General features: G+C 67.2%; 16 protein-coding genes. 9 read left to right on the top strand and 7 right to left on the bottom strand.

Going from position 1 to position 17015, the window contains the following annotated elements; translation table 11 throughout:
* Window positions 1–18: 18 nt before the first annotated feature.
* Entirely contained in the window at window positions 19–585 is a 567-nt protein-coding gene (locus ACFTS5_RS15475) for a hypothetical protein (RefSeq protein ID WP_378631258.1), read from the bottom strand.
* Between the two features lie 786 nt (window positions 586–1371).
* Between ACFTS5_RS15475 and ACFTS5_RS15470 the strand changes: the two genes are divergently transcribed.
* The 5 genes from ACFTS5_RS15470 to ACFTS5_RS15450 are packed head-to-tail and all read left to right on the top strand — an operon-like array spanning window position 1372 to window position 7418.
* Entirely contained in the window at window positions 1372–2904 is a 1533-nt protein-coding gene (locus tag ACFTS5_RS15470; RefSeq protein WP_378631257.1) for a condensation domain-containing protein, read from the top strand.
* A 4-nt stretch (window positions 2905–2908) separates the two neighbouring features.
* The gene (locus ACFTS5_RS15465; protein ID WP_378631255.1) at window positions 2909–4234 is read left to right on the top strand and encodes a glycosyltransferase; all 1326 of its coding nucleotides are present in this window, start codon (window positions 2909–2911) and stop codon (window positions 4232–4234) included.
* Window positions 4231–5178: an ATP-binding cassette domain-containing protein gene (locus tag ACFTS5_RS15460; RefSeq protein WP_378631254.1), complete on the top strand. Its 948-nt coding sequence runs from the start codon at window positions 4231–4233 to the stop codon at window positions 5176–5178. The genes ACFTS5_RS15465 and ACFTS5_RS15460 overlap by 4 nt, the downstream gene beginning before the upstream one ends.
* Window positions 5179–5198: 20 nt before the next feature.
* The gene (locus tag ACFTS5_RS15455) at window positions 5199–6035 is read left to right on the top strand and encodes an ABC transporter permease (RefSeq protein ID WP_378631252.1); all 837 of its coding nucleotides are present in this window, start codon (window positions 5199–5201) and stop codon (window positions 6033–6035) included.
* 9 nt (window positions 6036–6044) lie between these two features.
* A complete protein-coding gene (locus ACFTS5_RS15450; RefSeq protein WP_378631251.1) occupies window positions 6045–7418 on the top strand; it encodes a hypothetical protein in 1374 nt (457 codons plus the stop codon).
* An 11-nt stretch (window positions 7419–7429) separates the two neighbouring features.
* Here ACFTS5_RS15450 and ACFTS5_RS15445 read toward each other — a convergent pair whose 3' ends face one another.
* The 5 genes from ACFTS5_RS15445 to ACFTS5_RS15425 all read right to left on the bottom strand — a co-directional run bounded on the left by ACFTS5_RS15445 (window position 7430) and on the right by ACFTS5_RS15425 (window position 11529).
* Entirely contained in the window at window positions 7430–8803 is a 1374-nt protein-coding gene (locus tag ACFTS5_RS15445) for an FAD-dependent oxidoreductase (protein WP_378631249.1), read from the bottom strand.
* Window positions 8804–8896: 93 nt separating this feature from the next.
* Window positions 8897–9277, bottom strand: a complete 381-nt coding sequence (locus tag ACFTS5_RS15440) for a hypothetical protein (protein WP_378631248.1) — start codon at window positions 9275–9277, stop codon at window positions 8897–8899.
* Window positions 9267–9569, bottom strand: coding sequence for a hypothetical protein (locus tag ACFTS5_RS15435; RefSeq protein ID WP_378631247.1), 303 nt, complete (start codon window positions 9567–9569; stop codon window positions 9267–9269). Before ACFTS5_RS15435 ends, ACFTS5_RS15440 begins: the two co-directional genes overlap by 11 nt.
* 48 nt (window positions 9570–9617) lie before the next feature.
* Window positions 9618–10421 carry a HEAT repeat domain-containing protein gene (locus ACFTS5_RS15430; RefSeq protein WP_378631245.1) on the bottom strand — a complete coding sequence of 268 codons (804 nt, stop codon included), beginning with the start codon at window positions 10419–10421 and terminating at the stop codon, window positions 9618–9620.
* Window positions 10422–10641: 220 nt separating this feature from the next.
* Window positions 10642–11529 (bottom strand): TetR/AcrR family transcriptional regulator, encoded by an 888-nt coding sequence (locus ACFTS5_RS15425; RefSeq protein ID WP_378631243.1) that lies wholly within the window; start codon window positions 11527–11529, stop codon window positions 10642–10644.
* Window positions 11530–11623: 94 nt separating this feature from the next.
* On the opposite strand from ACFTS5_RS15425, the gene ACFTS5_RS15420 reads away from it, so the two are divergent.
* Entirely contained in the window at window positions 11624–11866 is a 243-nt protein-coding gene (locus tag ACFTS5_RS15420) for a CsbD family protein (protein WP_378631242.1), read from the top strand.
* Between the two features lie 106 nt (window positions 11867–11972).
* Window positions 11973–12542, top strand: a complete 570-nt coding sequence (locus ACFTS5_RS15415; protein WP_378631240.1) for a hypothetical protein — start codon at window positions 11973–11975, stop codon at window positions 12540–12542.
* A 97-nt stretch (window positions 12543–12639) separates the two neighbouring features.
* On the opposite strand, the gene ACFTS5_RS15410 is transcribed toward ACFTS5_RS15415, so the two are convergent.
* Window positions 12640–14817: a malate synthase G gene (locus ACFTS5_RS15410; protein WP_378631239.1), complete on the bottom strand. Its 2178-nt coding sequence runs from the start codon at window positions 14815–14817 to the stop codon at window positions 12640–12642.
* Window positions 14818–15051: 234 nt separating this feature from the next.
* Between ACFTS5_RS15410 and ACFTS5_RS15405 the strand changes: the two genes are divergently transcribed.
* Both ACFTS5_RS15405 and ACFTS5_RS15400 read left to right on the top strand, forming a co-directional pair.
* Window positions 15052–15693 (top strand): TetR/AcrR family transcriptional regulator, encoded by a 642-nt coding sequence (locus tag ACFTS5_RS15405; RefSeq protein WP_378631237.1) that lies wholly within the window; start codon window positions 15052–15054, stop codon window positions 15691–15693.
* Window positions 15694–15695: 2 nt separating this feature from the next.
* On the top strand, window positions 15696–16985 hold the full coding sequence (locus tag ACFTS5_RS15400; protein ID WP_378631235.1) for an acyl-CoA dehydrogenase family protein: 1290 nt from the start codon (window positions 15696–15698) through the stop codon (window positions 16983–16985).
* The last annotated feature ends 30 nt before the right edge of the window (window positions 16986–17015 follow it).

Genomic DNA, 17015 nt, shown 5'->3' with positions numbered 1-17015 from the left:
GGACACTCGGCACGGGGGTCAGGGGTGGTCGTGCATCGTCACCTCGAATCGGTGCCAATTCCCGTCATAGGGGGTGTAGACGGGCTGATATCCCGCACCGCCGTGATCCGGCGGCGGAGTTCCCGGCGGGAAGTAGGCCAGACCGCCCACGATCGCCATGTCATCGATAGTGAACTGGCACCCGCCGTCACTGGACCTGACCCGGTCGGTCCGAATGACACCGAACCACTCTTCCTCGGATTCGCGGCAACTCTGCGCGGCATCGGTCATCGCGCCGGCCGATATCCACCACCCGACTTTCTCCGGCACCCCGAACCACACCAGACCCAGCCCGGCGATCACCACTACCGGCGCGACAGCGACGGCTCGATACTCCCGATACCGAGCACACCCGATCGGCGCCAGAATCATCCAGGACAGCCCGCAGGCCAGCAGCATCACTACCGCGAGAACCCAGCCGAGAACGTCGATGTGCGTGGCATCGACCACGAGCATCACCACAATCGCGACCATCGCGGCCCCGGTGGTGACCCGCATCGCCACCGACCATCGCCGCGGCACCTGAACCGTCCCCACCGTCGTCATCAGCCCACTCTACGATCGACCCGCACCCGCAGGAACGGCGAAACCCCCGAAGGCCAACGGCCTCCAGGGGTTTCACACAGACACCACGTGATGTCAGCCGATCACAGCGGCGGGAATCCCGACGATCCGGTCGCCATCCAGTTCCAGAACTCGGTGACGCGGTTGAGGACCAACGCCATGATGTCGAGGGCAGTGCTTCCCATTGTCTTCCTTCACATCCGAACGAACACTTCGCGCGTTCACCATAGCAACCGGCATCGAGTGAGCAACGTTGTGATAACGGACAGATGACAGCGCCCATGATGGTCTCCGATGACGAGCCCGACCGCCGTGACCGGATAAATCCGGCAGGCGATCACCGGATGCACCGGTCGCCATATAGCGAAATGCCCATATGAATCGCGCCAGGTGAACGCCAGGGAAACGCACCTGCACAGACGGCTGCCAAGAGTGTGATGGTGCCTACAAACATCATCCCATCCGGAATGAACAAAATATCTACAGACAATCACGTACCCGAATACGCACTTTTCCAACCCTGATGCAGGACAGGTGAATCCATGCCTCGATCGCGAATAGCAGCAGGCGGCAGAGTTTTGTTCAGCTAAACCGTGATGCCCATCACGATGCTGCTCTCAGCGGATTCACATATACGATCAATCTCGCCGAGGCTTCACGGAAATGTTTTCACCGCCGAAGTTCAACGCATCAGGTGACACAGTGCGGTGTTCTCCTCCCCCATCCTTCCGCCGCTTCGGCATGCATTCGTCACGAGGTGAACCGGTCATGGAATACACCCACCTGTCCGAATTCGAAATCCGTTCAGGCGCTTTGTCGATGTGGACGCCCGAGCTCGCCACCGACGCGTGGCAGCCCGATGATCGCCCGCTCACCAGCGTGCACGCCGATTACTGCGCGAGCGTCGATCCCACCGATCCGCTGCCCGGTCGCGGGCGCTGGATCGGCACCGTCTTCGAGATGGACGCCCCGCTCGACGGTCCCACCTGGCGTGAGACGCTGCGGCGCTGGCATGCCAGGCACGAGGGTCTGCGCACCACGGTGACCACCGCATCGGCGGGCGAGCCGCGCAGACTCGTCGCCGCGCCCACCGCCGTCGACATCGCCGAACAGCCCGTCGCCGGATGCACCGACGGTACCCGGATCAACGAATTCCTCCGCGGCACACTGGAAGAGCGCCTGTCGCCACTGGTGTGGCCGCACTGCCTGGCCGCCACGGTCGAGCACACCGCCACCGCAGACTTCACGGTCCTCGTCGCGGCCGATCACTCCGTGATGGACGCCTACGCACAGGCCATCCTGATCCTCGAACTGCGCACGCTCTACCGCGAGGTCATGGCGGGCCAGGAGCCGCGCGAGTCGGTCACCTTCGGTAGCGCGGCCGACTTCGCCGTCCTGGAGCGCGCGAGCGCGGCCGAACTCGGTCCGGATTCGCCCGCGGTCGCGACGTGGCGCGAATTCTTGGCCGACGGTGCCATGCCGCGCTTCGCCCCGCAGGCCCAGCGGCCCGCGCGCGCGGATCTGCCCCAGCCCAGTGTGTCGCGACGGCTGCTCGATCTCCCCGAACTCGAGCAGGTCGAAGCAGTCCTCGACCAGGTACGGCACCGGATGTCGGTGGCGGTGTTCGCCGCGCTGGCGGTGGCCAATCAGCAGCGGTTCGGCGCGGACCGGATGCGGACCGCGATGCCGATCGCGACCCGCCCCGATCTGCGCTGGCTGGAGTCGATGGGCTGGTTCGTCAATGTGGTCCCGGTCGATATCGCGCTCACCCCCGGTGTCGGCATCGCCGGAGCCATGGATCTGGCGCGGGCCGCGCTGCGTCGTTCGCGCACCGCCAACGACGCCTCCTGGTCGCGCGTTCTCGACCTGCTCGATGTCGCCGAGACGCCGCGTTTCGGCATCTCCTTCCTCGACATCCGCGCACTGCCCGGCTATGAATTGGTCGCCGACCTGCGCGGACGGACCTTGCGGGCCGAGTCGTACTCGGCCGACGAGGTGTTCCTGTGGGTTGTGCGCGCCGCCGACGGCCTGTACGTGTCGACGCGGTATCCCGCCGGCTTCCCCGCCGAGGTCATGGACGAGTTCCTGACCGCGTTCGGTCAGGAACTGTCGTCGATCACGGCCGCGGTGCACGCGGATCCGGCGGTCGACCAGGGTGGCGCCGGACAGCCCTCCGCAGCGGTTCCTGCGGGTGCGGTGGCCGACGGACTGTCGGCGTCGGCCGTGGTGGAAGCACCGCTGCCGAGCGATGCGCGAGCACTGCGAGCCGACACGCTGCGTGTCGCCGTGCAGGCGGGGTGAGCGGATGCGCCCACTGTTGGCCTTCACCGGCAGCCGAGGAGACGCCCAACCCGGCATCCTGCTGGCTCGTGCGCTGCGCGAGCGCGGTCACGACGTGACCCTGGCGCTCGCACCGAACCTCGTCTCCTTCGCCCATGACCATGGGATTCCGGCGGTGCCGTTCGGCTGCGATACCGCCGACCTCTTGGTGGCGCAGCGCACCGATCGACGGTTCACCAGCCACGATCCGCGCGCCCGGCTACGGGCGCTGTTCGATCTGCAACGGCGTGGCGTGCCCGAGCAGCTTCACGACCTGCGCGCACTGGCACCCGGACATGATCTGGTGGTCGCGGGGATGGCAGGCGAGGAAGTGGCCGAGTCGGTGGCGCGGGCACACGGACTGCCGTTCGCGGCGGTGCACTTCTTCCCGATCCAGCCGAACACTGCGGTCCCGGTCGCGCCGGTGCGCTGGACGGACCGACTTCCCGGGTTCGTGCACCGATGGGGGTGGTCGCTCCTGGCCCGGGCGCGTGCGGCCGCGTTGGCTCCCGTTCTGCCGAGCGGGCCGCCGCCCGCTCGGGCGGCGACAGCGTCCTCGGGAGCGTCCACCGAAGGTGGGGTGACTGCACGAATCCAGGCCTATGACCCGCGGCTGTTCCCTGGTGTGCGGCAGCAGATGCCGGGCCCGTTCACGGGATTCCTGACCGATGTGGACGGATTCCTCACCGGTGTAGCAGGTTTCGCGAGCCACACACCTGCCGCCACCGCGGCCGGGGCCGGGGCCGGGGATCTCGATTCGTGGCTCGATGCGGGAACCGCGCCGATCTATGTCGGGTTCGGTTCCATGGATGTCGGCGATCCGGCTGCCTTCGTCGCGATGGTGCGCGAGGTGTGCGCCCGGCGGGGCCGTCGGCTGCTGCTGGCGACTGGCTGGGCGACGATCGATCCGGGATTCGAGGATGCCGTCGCGATCGTCGGTCAGGTCGATCACGCTCGGGTACTGCCTCGTTGCGTCGTGGCCGTGCACCACGGCGGCGCCGGGACGACAGCGGCCGCACTGAGAGCGGGTGTGCCGCAGGTGATCTGCTCGGTCCAGGCCGACCAGCCCTACTGGGGCCAGGCGTTGCAGCGACTCGGTCTCGCGGCCACGATTCCCGCGAAGAAACTCACCGCCGAACGCCTCGACGCACTACTCGATCAGGTCTCGCGTCCCGACGTGGTCGGGCGCGCGGCGTCCTGGGCCGCCGGTTTCCCCACCGACGGTGTCGAGCGAGCCGCCGATGCCGTCGAGGCGCTGCTGGGTTCGCCGGACGCCCCTGAACTGCTCCATTCCGCCGGGAGGCAACTGTGAGTACCGACATCGCCATCCGCACCACCGGTCTCGGCAAGTCCTACGGCGATTTCACCGCCGTCGGCAGCGTCGACCTCACCATCGCGGCGGGGACCGTTTTCGCCCTGCTCGGCCCCAACGGCGCGGGTAAGACCACCACCGTGCGCATGCTCGCGACGCTGGTCCGTCCCGATCGCGGCTCCGCCGAGATCTTCGGCTACGACATCGCACGCGACGCGACCGCCGTGCGCTCGATGATCGGGCTCACCGGCCAGTACGCCTCGGTCGACGAAACCCTCACCGCCGGTGAGAATTTGCGGCTGTTCGGGCGCTTGCTCGGGCTGTCCCGCCGTGATGCCGCACGCCGCAGTGTCGAACTGCTCGAGGAGTTCGAGCTGTCGAAGGTCACCGACCGGCCGGTGAACCAGTTCTCCGGCGGTATGCGGCGGCGGCTCGATCTGGCGGCGACACTGATCACCGATCCGCCGCTGATCTTCCTCGACGAGCCGACCACCGGCCTGGACCCACACACCCGCGACAAGATGTGGGGTGTGATCCGGCGTCTGGTCGCCCGCGGCGCGACCGTTCTGCTCACCACGCAGTACCTCGAAGAGGCCGACGCGCTGGCCGACCGGATCGCCGTCATCGACCGCGGGACGATCGTCGCCGAGGGCACCGCGGCCGAACTGAAGTCCTCCATCGGCGATCAGGTGTTGCGCCTGGAACTCGCCGACCCCACCCAGTCCGCCCACGCGGAGGCCATCATCGTCGAGCTCACCGGCGAGGCGCCCGAAGGGTCGTCGGCGGGCAGGCTCACCGTCGCGCTCACCGACGCGGGCGCCGCCGCCGATATCGTCGCCGCCTGCCGTGGCGCGGGTATCGCACTGCGCGGGTTCGCTGTCGACCGTCCCGATCTCAACGAGGTCTTCCTCGCGCTGACCGGCACCGACCGCGTCGCCGCCTGATCCGAAAGACCGAGGCCACCATGACTGCCACCATCGCCGTGATCACCGTCGAGCCCACCGCGGCACCGACGATCGACCGCCGCCCCCGGATCACCCATGTCAGCCTGCGCGCCTCGCTGTTCCAGTCGCTGATGATGGCGTGGCGCGGTCTGCTCACCTTCCGGCACAGCCCGCAGTTGCTCTACGACGCGCTGCTGCTGCCCATCGTGGGGCCGTTGCTGTTCGGCAGCATCTTCGGCACCGCCATCGCGGGCAGCATGCAGGCCTACCTGCCGATTCTGATTCCCGGCGTGCTGGTGCAGATCGTGCTGACATCGTCGGTCGCGACCGGGGTGCAACTGTCCGAAGACATTCGGTCCGGGGTCTTCGATCGGTTCGTCGCCATGCCGATCGCCCGGTCCGCACCGGTCGCCGGAGCCCTGCTGGCCGGGGCGACCCGGTATGTCATCGCCGCGACCACGGTGGTGATCGTGGGGTTCGCGATGGGGTATCGGCCCGATCATCCGGTCGGGTTCGTCGCCGGTGCGGTGCTCGTGGTCCTGGCCACCACCGCGATCAGCTGGCTGTTCGCGTTCATCGGCGTCACCGTGTCGAGACCCGCCGCGGTCCAAGGTATGTCGATGCTGGTGCTCACCTTCCTGAGCTTCGCCTCCAACGCCCTGGTGCCCGAGTCGGCGATGCCGACCTGGCTCCGCTACGTCTCCGACTACAACCCGGTGTCCTACCTGGTGTCCGCGGTGCGCGGGCTCGCCGAGAACGGCGTCGTCGGCACCGACGCCCTGTGGTCGGTGGTGGCCTCGCTCGTGATCGCCGCCGTCTTCGCGCCCCTGACCGTCCGCACCCTGCGTGCTCGCTGAGGAGTTCTGATGACACTCACCATGTCGACCCCGCCCGTCATCTCCCGGGTCGGTGTCAACCGGCTCACCGCCGATGACGACCTGTTCCTCAAGCTGCACAGCCTCTACGGCAACGCCCTGGTCAATCAGCTTGCGTGGCGGTTCGACGAGCCCCTCGACCCTGAACTGCTCGCCCGATTCCACGCCCGGTTGGCCCAGGGTTTCCTGGCCCGGCGTGTGCAACCGGCCCGGGTACCGTTCGCCCGCCCCTACTGGCTGCCCGCGACGGAATCGCTTCCGCTGGGCTGGGATTCGGTGCCCGTCGCCGACGAGGAGATCCTCGACTGGTACTTCGCGCAGAGCCGGGTCGACTTCGATCCCGAGACCGGTCAGGTGTGGCGACTGTCCGCGGCACCGACCACGGCGGGCGGGACGCTGGTGTCGCTGGTCACCTCGCATGTGGCATCCGACGGCGGCGCGGTGCTGTTCGCCGTGGGCGACGCACTGGCGCGGCTCGGTGAGACTCCGGACGTGACCACGGGTTCGGGACTGCTTGTCGGGACGCAGCCGCGAAACACCCTGGGTGCGAATGTCATCGACGCCGGTCGACAGCTACGCGCGGTCGCACACGGGATTCGCGCGGCGATCGCCACCCGTGGCGTGATCGAGCCGGACCGCAACAACCGCCCCGTCCTCCCCGAGCTTCCCCTCCCGACCCGGTGGTCACCGGCCGATCTGGTGGTCCAGCTCGATCTCGCGGAGTGGAACGTCGCCGCCGCACGGCATTCCGGCACCACGAACGGGCTCCTGATCGCGCTGGGCGCCGGTGTCCTCGGCCGCAGCGGGCGCGTGGGCGACACCGCCGACATCCGCGTCGACATCCCCCATTCGATGCGCACCCCTGACGACCCCCGCGCCAACGCCACCACCGGCCTGCCGATCTCGGTGACCTACCGCACCGGCGAACGCATCGACCTCGCCGCCGTTCGCTCCGCCGTGAAGCGCGCCGCCACCGCCTACCGAGACCCGGCCACCACTCCCGCCCTGCAACACCTCCAGCCGTTGCAGATGATCCTGCCCCGGTTCGTCCTCCGCCATTTCGCCCGCACCGCCAAGGCACCGGAATGCCTGTGCACCAACCTCGGCGAAACCGCGAGTGCCGTAGCCGATTTCGCGGGACACCACGCCTCTGCGGTCCTCATGCGCCCTGTCGTCTGCACCAACGACACCGCCATGTTCCGCCGAGTGGAGGTAGGAGTGAATCTCTCCTTCTGCACCGATGGCCACACGGTCACCTTGGCGATCACCGGCGCCGACCCCGACAGATTCCCCAGCCGCAGCGCCCTGCGCGAGTTGCTGACGGCAGAATTCGAGTCGTGGGGCCTCATCCCCCGCTTCTGGTGACTCCCACGCGGTCAGTGACCCGTTGCCACCGCACGCACAGCCGCGCGAGCGGCGACGAGGACGGGGTCCCACACCGGTGAGAACGGTGGTGCGTAGCCGAGGTCGAGCGCGGTCACCTGCTCCACGGTCATTCTCGCGGTGAGCGCCACCGCCGCGATGTCGATTCGCTTGGCGGCGCCGGTGTAGCCGACGATCTGCACGCCGAGCAGCCGGCCGGTGCGGCGTTCGGCGAGCATTTTCACCGTCATGGGTTCCGCGCCGGGGAAATACCCTGCGCGGCCGGTGGATTCGATGGTGACGGTGTGGAACTGCAGACCCGCGCGCCGCGCGTCGTCCTCTCCGAGGCCGGTTCGTGCCACCTCGAGGTCGCACACTTTGCTCATCGCGGTGCCGACCACGCCGGGGAAGGTAGCGTATCCGCCGCCGACACCCGATCCGATCACTTGCCCGTGTTTGTTGGCGTGGGTGCCGAGTGGAATGTGACGCAGCGTGCCCGACACCAGGTCCAGCACCTCCACGCAGTCGCCGCCTGCCCAGATGTCGTCGTATCCGCGCACGCGCTGGGCGAGGTCGGTGAGCAGACCACCGCTCTCCCCCAGGGGAAGCCCGGCTCGACGCGCCAGCTCGGTAGCCGGTTGCACGCCGATCCCGAGCACGACCACGTCGGCCGGGTATTCGGTGTCGGCGGTCGTCACGGCGCGGATCTTGCCGTCCTCCGATGTCCGCATGCCGGTGACCTCGGTACCGCGAACGACCCGTATTCCCATCCCCTCCATGGCTTTTCGCACCCGCGCACCCATATCCGGATCCAGGGTGGACATGGGTTCAGCGCCCCGAGTGACCATGGTGACCTCGAACGTCCGACGCACCAACGCCTCAGCCATCTCGACACCGATGTATCCCGCACCCACCACGACGGCTCTGCGCCCGCCGGCAGACTCCAGACCTTCGATCAGTGCCTGCCCGTCGTCGAGGGTCTGCACCCCGTAGACGCCCTCGGCGTCGATACCGGGCAGTGGCGGCCGGATCGGTGTCGCCCCCGTGGCCAACACGAGCTGGTCGTAACCCGTCCATGCCTGGGCCCCGGTGTCGAGATCCCGAGAAAGGACCCGTCGCCCGACCGGATCGATCTCGATAGCCTCGGTCCGCATCCGCAGGTCGATGTCACGAGCGCGATGTTCGGCCACCGAGCGCGCGATCAGATCGTCGGCATCGGCAACATCACCGGCCACCCAGTACGGAATCCCGCACGCCGAATACGAGGAATGCTGCCCCTTCTCGAACACCACGATCTCGAGCTCACCGGCGTCGCGCAATCTCCGCGCCTGCGAGGCCGCCGCCATCCCCGTCGCATCCGCCCCGACAACCACCATCCGTGCGCCCATGTCACCACCGTACGAGAGCTGGTCGTGGTTGCGGCCACCAGCACCGCGAGTCGCCGGTTCCGCGAGTTCCACGGACCAGGGCCGTCGAAGATCCTATGAGTTGCCGGATCCACCTGCGCCCAGGCGGGTTCCCTGGCGTTCCAGCCACTCCCAGATCAGCTCAGCGGCCGATTCACCGTCGCGCAACGTTGTCGATGCCAGTTCGTCGCGGGAATCGGGTGAGCGGATCTCGAGGTAGTAGTCGGTGTCGCTGTGGCGGTAGGTCTGGATGAATTCCGGGTGGTCGGGGCGGGATACCGTCATGAACGGGCCGCCGCGACTGTATTTCAGTTTGCTGATCCAATAGCTCAGCTGGGTGCGGGTGAGCGTGGTCAGGGTGCGCCCGCCGACCGTCACGTCCAGATTTCTGTGTATCGTCGGCGCTGTTTCCGGTAGTACATCGACCCACTCGTGGCCGGTTTCGTCATTCTTCATCCGGATACCCCCAGTCGAAAGCCACGCGGGCCTGCGGGACGAGCGCTGTCACCCGACGGGTGAGGCGATCTTCGAAAGCCTCACTCCAGCGGAAGAATCCGCTGAAGATCACCGGGTAGTCCGAGTCCGCGCGGACGAACAGACCGTCTTCGGTCTCCCCCATCCAGACGAACACCTCGTCTTCCAGCCGCTCGTCCTTGAAAACCTCCACGAGCAAGTCGGTCGTTCCCACCCACTCGCGTTCGTTCGCGAGCCCCCGAACAGTCAGGGCGACATCGATATTCACTGACACCGGACGAGACTATCGCCCGCCACCGACAACGTTTCTCGCGCTGAGCGCTCAGGATTCGCGCGCGGCGATCGCGGCTTGGATTCGGCGTAGCGTGCGCAGGCCCTTCTTCGCGGCGACGCTCACCATGCCGTCGAAGACGGTCGAGCCGCGATCGTTGGCCATCAGTCGTTCCAGGGTCGGCACGGCGCGGTCGTCGCCGGTCGAACCGAGCGCGACGGCCGCCCAGTACCGCTTGTCGGGATCGTCGCCGGCGGCCGCCTCGATCAGTCTCGGGATGATGCCGGGAGCGAACTCCGACAACGCGCTGGCGATGTAGCCGATGCGGTAGTAGCGGCGGTTCTCGAATTCATCCCAGAGCGCTGCCAGTGCCGCGTCGCCACCGATCATGCCGAGGGCTTCGGCGGTGCGTTCGCGCATTCCGCTGATCGAGTCCTGCAGCAGGGGCGCCAGCACCGGGACAACCGATTCGTCGCCAAGGGCGCCGAGGGCGATCACCGCTTGGTCGCGGGCGATGTCCTGTGGGTGGTCCAGCATCGCGACCAAGCCGGGAACCGCCTCACGGATGCCGAGCGCCGCGCAGCCCATCGCCGCCCATGCCTGGCAGTTGTAGCGGGTGTCGGCAAGCGACGCGAGCAGCGGCTCGCGCAGGGTGTCGTCACCGAAGACCTCCGCCCGGTTCAATGCCCTGCTGTAGAGCGACCGGTGGTAGTCGGGATAGTCGCGCACGAGCGCGCGCAGTGTCTCCTTGGCGGACGTATCGCCGTCCTCAGCCCGCGCGAGCAGGTGGCGCAAGTTTTCCTCGCGGGTCTCGAGGTCGCCATCTTTGAGTAGTCGCACGTCAGCTGGGTTCACCGCCCAACGGTACCTGGCAACTCGCCGGATCCTCGACACACCGCAGGTCACGGTGCCTGGCCTCGACACCGACCCCTTCACGAGGTCACTGGGTGCAGTAGATGAGCACCACCGTGGAGACGACCAGAAGCAACACGGCCCAGGCGACTTGCGACAGCACCGCGATCGTCCAACCGACAGCGCGACGGTTCCCGCAGGGCGCGACATCGTCGCACACCACTCACGGGCGTTGTCGAGCGCGACGCATCGCTTCGAGGCGGTCGAGCAATGCCTCGAGGGATTCTTCGAACTCATCGGCCGCACGATTGGCTGCCAGGTGGCTCTGCAGGCGATAAACGTTGGGGTAGTCGGCCAGCTCCGATGATTCGTGCTGTCCGGGCTCGGCAGTGGTGATCGGGCTCAGCTCGACCCCCATGGTCGCCACTTCGAGGAGGAGGTGGCCGAGCAGGAAGGTCGCGAAAGACCGATATACCTGGACTGCCTGACGGTCGTCGAAGCCATAGTGAAGCATCGTATCGAGGAAGGATTCCATCCAGTTCAGGCTGCGCAACGGCGGGCAGAGCCAGGGCGCCTGCGGCGGGCTCGAGGCCATCAACGGGAAGACCTCCGGATGCTCGATCGCGACACGGCGCACGCCGTGCGCGAGGCGCTGCAGGTACCCCTGCCAGCTGCCGCCCTCTTCGTCGGGCTCCATCAGGTTCTGCTCGTAGAGCTGGTCGACGAGGTGATCGATCACACCTGCCAGCAGGTCGTTACGCCCGGAAACGTACCGGTACAGGGCCATGGCTTCGACGCCCAGCCACGAGCCCAGACGGCGCATCGTGAGATGTCCCAGGCCTTCCTCATCGATCAGCGCAATCGCTGATTCCAGGATCAGGACCCGGTCCAGCCGTGTGGGCCGAGTGCCCGCGTCGGATGGACGGTTGTCGCGCAGCTCGGCTCCCGAGTCGATCGTGTCTTCGCTCAGGGCAGAGCTCCTGTCAAAATCTTCGGGCCCTGGTCTTCCAGCACGCCACCACAACCCCAGAATACCGGGAATGTCACAGCTGGTTTCAGCACACCCTGGCAGGCCGCGATCGAAACGAAGGTTTACAAGGTAAACAGACATATGTTTATCTTGTAAACGGCAGCCGTGGAGCTGTCACACCCCGAGTTGCGCTCGCGTCACACGGGGAAACATTGGGCCTACGGAAGGGACAGTCGTGTCTGACAACGACAGTGGAGTAGAGGCCGGAGTCAAGGGCGTCGTCGAGGGCGTGAAGGGCAAAGCCAAGGAGGTCGCCGGCGCCGTAGTGGGCAACGACTCCTTACAGCGCGAAGGCCGTGCACAGCAGGACAAGGCCGAATCCCAGCGCGAGGTCGCGGAGAAGGAAGCCGAGGCTGAGAAGGCACGGCTCGAAGCATCGGCCAACGAAGCACGTCAGCGCGCCGCCGAGCAGGACTGACAGCTCGTGGTAGCGGGCTCGGCCGGTTGAACCCGCCGAGCCCGTCGGCCCAGCAATAGGAGTCGTGGTGGCACGAGCCACTCGGTCGGAAATGAGGAGTGACACCATGGAAAGGCCTGCGATGCTGCGGTTGGACAGCGCTGCGAGAACGACGCCCGGCTACTCCGACCGACAATGGGCTGTGCGCGAGGCAGTACTGAAATGGGCACACAACGAAGACCTCCTCGACAACCCGCTGCCGGTGCTCGGCGCCTTCGTCGTCGGGGCGTCGGTCTGCTGGCCGGGTGAATCGCTCACCGAGGACGAGGTAGTTCGCGCCTCGCTGTGGTTGACGAGGATGGGGCTGTTCAACTCCATCGATCTCGACCCGGCATTCGGTCACCGCGCAACCATCTACCGCCCGCGGATCACCGCTGAAGGAATCCGCGTCGCTCGCGGCCCCGGTGGAGTTCGCGGCATTTCCTGGCCAGGCACCACGACTCGCCCGCCCGGTCGGCCGATACCGCCGCCGCGCGACCTCACTCCTCCCCCGCAACAGATCGGGTCGACGACCGCGCATCAGCGGATGGGCCCCGATCCCGACGGCAGCGACCATCCGGGACATGTCGTTGTCGCGCCCGCAGACCCGCACCGGCTCAGCAACGATGGCGACGGGATCGGATGCGACGCCGGGTGATCTCCGGTGACGACAGAGGCCCCGCATCGGATGTCTCCGACGCGGGGCCTCGAACGAAAAGAGCTGCTACGAGCTACTTTTCAAGAACTCGACAGCACTACTTCTGCGCGGCCTTGAACTCGCGGCGACGCCGGTGCAGGATCGGCTCGGTGTAGCCGTTGGGCTGCGTGCAGCCTTCCAGGACCAGTTCCTTGGCGGCCTGGAACGCGATGTTGTCATCGAAGTTCGGGGCCAGCGGGCGGTAGGTCTTGTCGTTCGCGTTCTGGCGGTCGACGACCGGGGCCATCCGCTCGAGGCTGGCGATCACGTCGGCCTCGGTGACGATGCCGTGGCGCAGCCAGTTGGCGACCAGCTGGCTCGAGATGCGCAGGGTGGCACGGTCTTCCATCAGGCCGATGTCGTTGATGTCGGGCACCTTGGAGCAGCCGACACCGTGATCGATCCAGCGGACCACGTAGCCCAGGATGCCCTGGGAGTTGTTGTCCAGTTCCTGACGCTTCTCCTCGTCGGTCCAGTCGGTGGACTGGGCCAGCGGGATCTCGAGGATCTGGTCGACGGTGGCGCGCGGGCCGCCCTTGGCGATCTGCGACTGCTGCTTGAACACGTCCACCAGGTGGTAGTGGGTGGCGTGCAGGGTGGCAGCGGTCGGCGAGGGCACCCAGGCAGTGTTGGCGCCGGCCTTGGGGTGGCCGATCTTCTGCTCGAGCATGCCCGCCATCAGGTCGGGCATGGCCCACATGCCCTTGCCGATCTGCGCCTTGCCGGGCAGGCCCTTGGCCAGGCCGGTGTCGACGTTCCAGTCCTCGTAGGAGGTGATCCAGGTCTGGGCCTTCATCTCGGCCTTGCGGACCATCGGCCCGGCCACCATGGAGGTGTGGATCTCGTCGCCGGTGCGGTCGAGGAAGCCGGTGTTGATGAACACCACGCGATCCTTGGCGGCCTCGATCGACGCGGCGAGGTTGACCGTGGTGCGGCGCTCCTCGTCCATGATGCCGACCTTGAGGGTGTTGCGGGTCAGGCCGAGGACGTCCTCGATCCGGCCGAACAGCTCGTTGGTGAACGCGGCCTCGTCGGGGCCGTGCATCTTCGGCTTCACGATGTAGACCGAACCGGTGCGCGAGTTGAGGCGGGTGTTGTCACCGTTGAGCGAGTGCACGGCGATCAGCGAGGTGATCAGGCCGTCCATGATGCCCTCGGGCACCTCGTTGCCCTGCGCGTCGATGATCGCGTCGGAGGTCATCAGGTGGCCCACGTTGCGCACGAACAGCAGCGAACGACCGTGCAGCACCAGCTCGGAACCGTCGAGCGCGGTGAACACGCGGTCGGGGTTCATGGTGCGGGTGAAGGTCTTGCCGCCCTTGGAGACTTCCTCGGCCAGGTCGCCCTTCATCAGGCCGAGCCAGTTGCGGTAACAGACGACCTTGTCGTCGGCGTCGACCGCGGCGACCGAGTCCTCGAAGTCCATGATCGTGGTGAGCGCCGACTCGAGGACGATGTCCTTGACACCGGCGGTGTCGGTGGAGCCGATCGGCGAGGTGGCGTCGACCTGGATCTCGATGTGCAGCCCGTTGTGCTTGAGCAGGATCGAGGTGGGGGCCTCGGGGTCGCCGAGGTAGCCGACGAGCTGCGACGGGTCGGCCAGGCCGATGTCGGTGCCGTCTTCCAGACCGATCTCGAGCTCGCCGTCGACGATCTTGTAGTACGCCGAGCCGAGGTGCGAACCGGTGATCAGGGTGACGGCGTCGTCGAGGAAGTTACGGCCCCACTCGATGACCTTGTCGCCGCGCACGCGGTTGTAGCCGCTGCCCTTCTCCGCGCCGTTGGCCTCGGGGATGGCGTCGGTGCCGTAGAGCGCGTCGTAGAGCGAACCCCACCGCGCGTTGGCGGCGTTGATCGCGAAGCGCGCGTTCATCACCGGCACCACGAGCTGCGGACCCGCGGTGGTGGCGATCTCGGTGTCGACGTTGCCGGTGCCGATCTGGAACGGCGCGGGCTCGGGCCGCAGGTAACCGATCTCGGTCAGGAACTGCTTGTAGGCGGCCTTGTCGTAGCCGGTGCCCGGGTTCTCGCCGTGCCAAGCGTCGAGCTTGCCCTGGAACTCGTCGCGCTCAGCGAGCAGAGCGCGGTTACGCGGGGCGAGGTCGTTGATGATCTGCTCGGCACCGGCCCAGAACGCGGCGGAATCTACGCCGGTACCGGGGAGCGCCTCGTTCTCGATGAAATCGTGAAGAACGCTCGCCACCTGGAGCCCGCCGACCTGAATCCGCTCTGTCATCTACTGCCTCACTTTGGTGAAAACCGGGTGGGAAAAGTCGATGTCATGTTACCCGTGGGTAGAGGTGACACCTCGTGTGGGTTCGAACGCCCTGCGGCCTCCGCCCATTCCGCCACGCCGAGCCACCGAGGTCGGAGGCGTGGGCGCGGCGGGACACCCCTTGATTGTAGGTGCGCGGGCAATTAATGTACTGACTGGAACATTAAGTCGCGTGCCGGACCGAACGGAGGCGCCGTGACCACCGAACCGGTATCCCCCGTGCGCCGTCGCGGACGCCCCCGCGCCACCGAGCGCGCCGACACCCGCGAGCGGATCCACCATGCCGCGCTCGAGCTGTTCGCCGAACGCGGATTCCACGCCACCGGCGTCGCCGAGATCGGCGCGAAAGCCGACGTCCAGCGGGGTGCGCTGTACTACCACATCGGATCCAAGGAAGACCTGCTGTGGGCGATCCTGCGCGACTACACCCGGCTGCTGCTCGCCGATGCCGAACGCATCATCGAGACCGATGCCGAACCCGTCGAGACGCTGCGCCGGCTGATTCGCAGTCACGTCGAGCTGATCGTCACCCATCGACGCGCGGTGGCCGTGCACCTGCGTGACGCCGACGCACTCACTCACGAACACGCGGTCGTGCTCCAGCAGCTGCGCGACCGCCTGCAGCGCCACTGGCAAGACGTGATCGACGCGGGCCACGCGGCCGGCCAACTACGCACGGCCGACCACATCGTCACCAACGGCATGCTCGGCATGCTCAATTCCCTCGGCTACTGGTACCGCGAGCGCGGCACCCACTCCCCCGCCGCGATCGCCGACATCCTCACCGACACCGTCCTGTCCGGGCTGCGCGCCACGGGCGACAACACGAAAGGCTGACCATGGCTTGGGATTTCGAGACCGATCCGGAGTACCAGCGCAAGCTCGACTGGGTGGCGGAGTTCGTTCGCACCGAGGTCGAGCCCCTGGATCTGCTCTACCCCAATCCCTACGACCGCGCCGACCCCGAGATCCGGGCGCTGATGCGGCCGCTGCAGCAGCAGGTCAAGGATCAGGGCCTGTGGGCCTGCCATCTCGGTCCCGAGCTCGGCGGTCCCGGTTTCGGCCAGCTCAAGCTGGCGCTGCTCAACGAAGTGCTCGGTACCTCGATGTGGGCGCCGCTCGTCTTCGGTTGTCAGGCACCGGATTCCGGCAATGCCGAGATCCTGGCGCACTTCGGCACCGCGGAGCAGAAGGCGAAGTACCTGCAGCCGTTGCTCGACGGCGAGATCGGCTCCTGCTACGCGATGACCGAGCCCACCGGCGGCTCGGACCCGACCGCGTTCCGCACCACCGCGGTGCGCGACGGCGACGAGTGGGTCATCAACGGCGAGAAGTGGTTCAACTCCGCCGCCGAATTCGCCACCTTCCACATCGTGATGGTCGTGACCGACCCCGAAGCCGAACCGCACCAGCGGTTGTCGATGTTCATCGTGCCGGCCGACGCGCCCGGGCTCGAGCTGGTGCGCAACTTCACCGTGCCCGGGTTCAGCGAACACGAAGGGCATCTGCGATTCACCGATGTCCGGGTGCCCGCCGATCATCTGCTCGGCGCGGAAGGCGCGGGGTTCATCGTCGCGCAGACCAGGCTCGGCGGCGGCCGCGTGCATCACGCGATGCGCACGGTCGCGTTGGTGCGCAAGGCTTTCGACATGATGTGCGAGCGCGCGGTGTCGCGCCCGGCCCGCAAAGGTGTCGTCGGCGGTTTCCAGATGACCCAGGAGCGCATCGCCGACAGCTGGATCCAGATGGAACAGTTCCGCCTGCTGGTCCTGCGCACCGCGTGGCGCATCGACCAGGCCCAGGACTATCGCGCCGTCCGCAAGGACATCGCCGCCATCAAGATCGCCATGCCGACCGTCATGAACGACATCGCCCGCCGCGCACTGCATCTGCACGGCGCGATGGGCGTGAGCACCGACCTGCCGTTCCTCGACATGACCACCTACGCCGAGGTCATGGCCATCGCCGACGGCCCCACCGAGGTGCACAAGATCACTCTCGCCAAGGAAGTGCTCAAGAACTACGCGCCGGGAGACCCGGTGTATCCGAGTGGCTACCGGCCGGCACTGCGCGAACAAGCCCGCGATCTGGTGGCGCGCAGGCTCGAACACGAGGTCGGCAACCACTGAAGGTCCCCGATCGCGGGGTAGGCACGAACT

Source organism: Nocardia sp. NPDC056952 (assembly GCF_042674185.1).
In the GTDB taxonomy this organism is placed as follows: Bacteria; Actinomycetota; Actinomycetes; order Mycobacteriales; family Mycobacteriaceae; genus Nocardia.
The sequence above is the reverse complement of the archived record's forward strand: the minus strand, read 5'-3'. Positions and strand labels throughout refer to the sequence as shown.

Excerpts from the sequence above, each read along its gene's own strand:
- ACFTS5_RS15440 (WP_378631248.1), bottom strand. The coding sequence starts at position 9,277 with ATGAAGAATGACGAAACCGGCCACGAGTGGGTCGATGTACTACCGGAA.
- ACFTS5_RS15425 (WP_378631243.1), bottom strand. The coding sequence starts at position 11,529 with ATGTCTGTTTACCTTGTAAACCTTCGTTTCGATCGCGGCCTGCCAGGG.
- ACFTS5_RS15470 (WP_378631257.1), top strand. The coding sequence starts at position 1,372 with ATGGAATACACCCACCTGTCCGAATTCGAAATCCGTTCAGGCGCTTTG.
- ACFTS5_RS15445 (WP_378631249.1), bottom strand. The coding sequence starts at position 8,803 with ATGGGCGCACGGATGGTGGTTGTCGGGGCGGATGCGACGGGGATGGCG.
- ACFTS5_RS15450 (WP_378631251.1), top strand. The coding sequence starts at position 6,045 with ATGACACTCACCATGTCGACCCCGCCCGTCATCTCCCGGGTCGGTGTC.
- ACFTS5_RS15455 (WP_378631252.1), top strand. The coding sequence starts at position 5,199 with ATGACTGCCACCATCGCCGTGATCACCGTCGAGCCCACCGCGGCACCG.
- ACFTS5_RS15415 (WP_378631240.1), top strand. The coding sequence starts at position 11,973 with ATGGAAAGGCCTGCGATGCTGCGGTTGGACAGCGCTGCGAGAACGACG.
- ACFTS5_RS15410 (WP_378631239.1), bottom strand. The coding sequence starts at position 14,817 with ATGACAGAGCGGATTCAGGTCGGCGGGCTCCAGGTGGCGAGCGTTCTT.
- ACFTS5_RS15465 (WP_378631255.1), top strand. The coding sequence starts at position 2,909 with ATGCGCCCACTGTTGGCCTTCACCGGCAGCCGAGGAGACGCCCAACCC.
- ACFTS5_RS15475 (WP_378631258.1), bottom strand. The coding sequence starts at position 585 with ATGACGACGGTGGGGACGGTTCAGGTGCCGCGGCGATGGTCGGTGGCG.
- ACFTS5_RS15400 (WP_378631235.1), top strand. The coding sequence starts at position 15,696 with ATGGCTTGGGATTTCGAGACCGATCCGGAGTACCAGCGCAAGCTCGAC.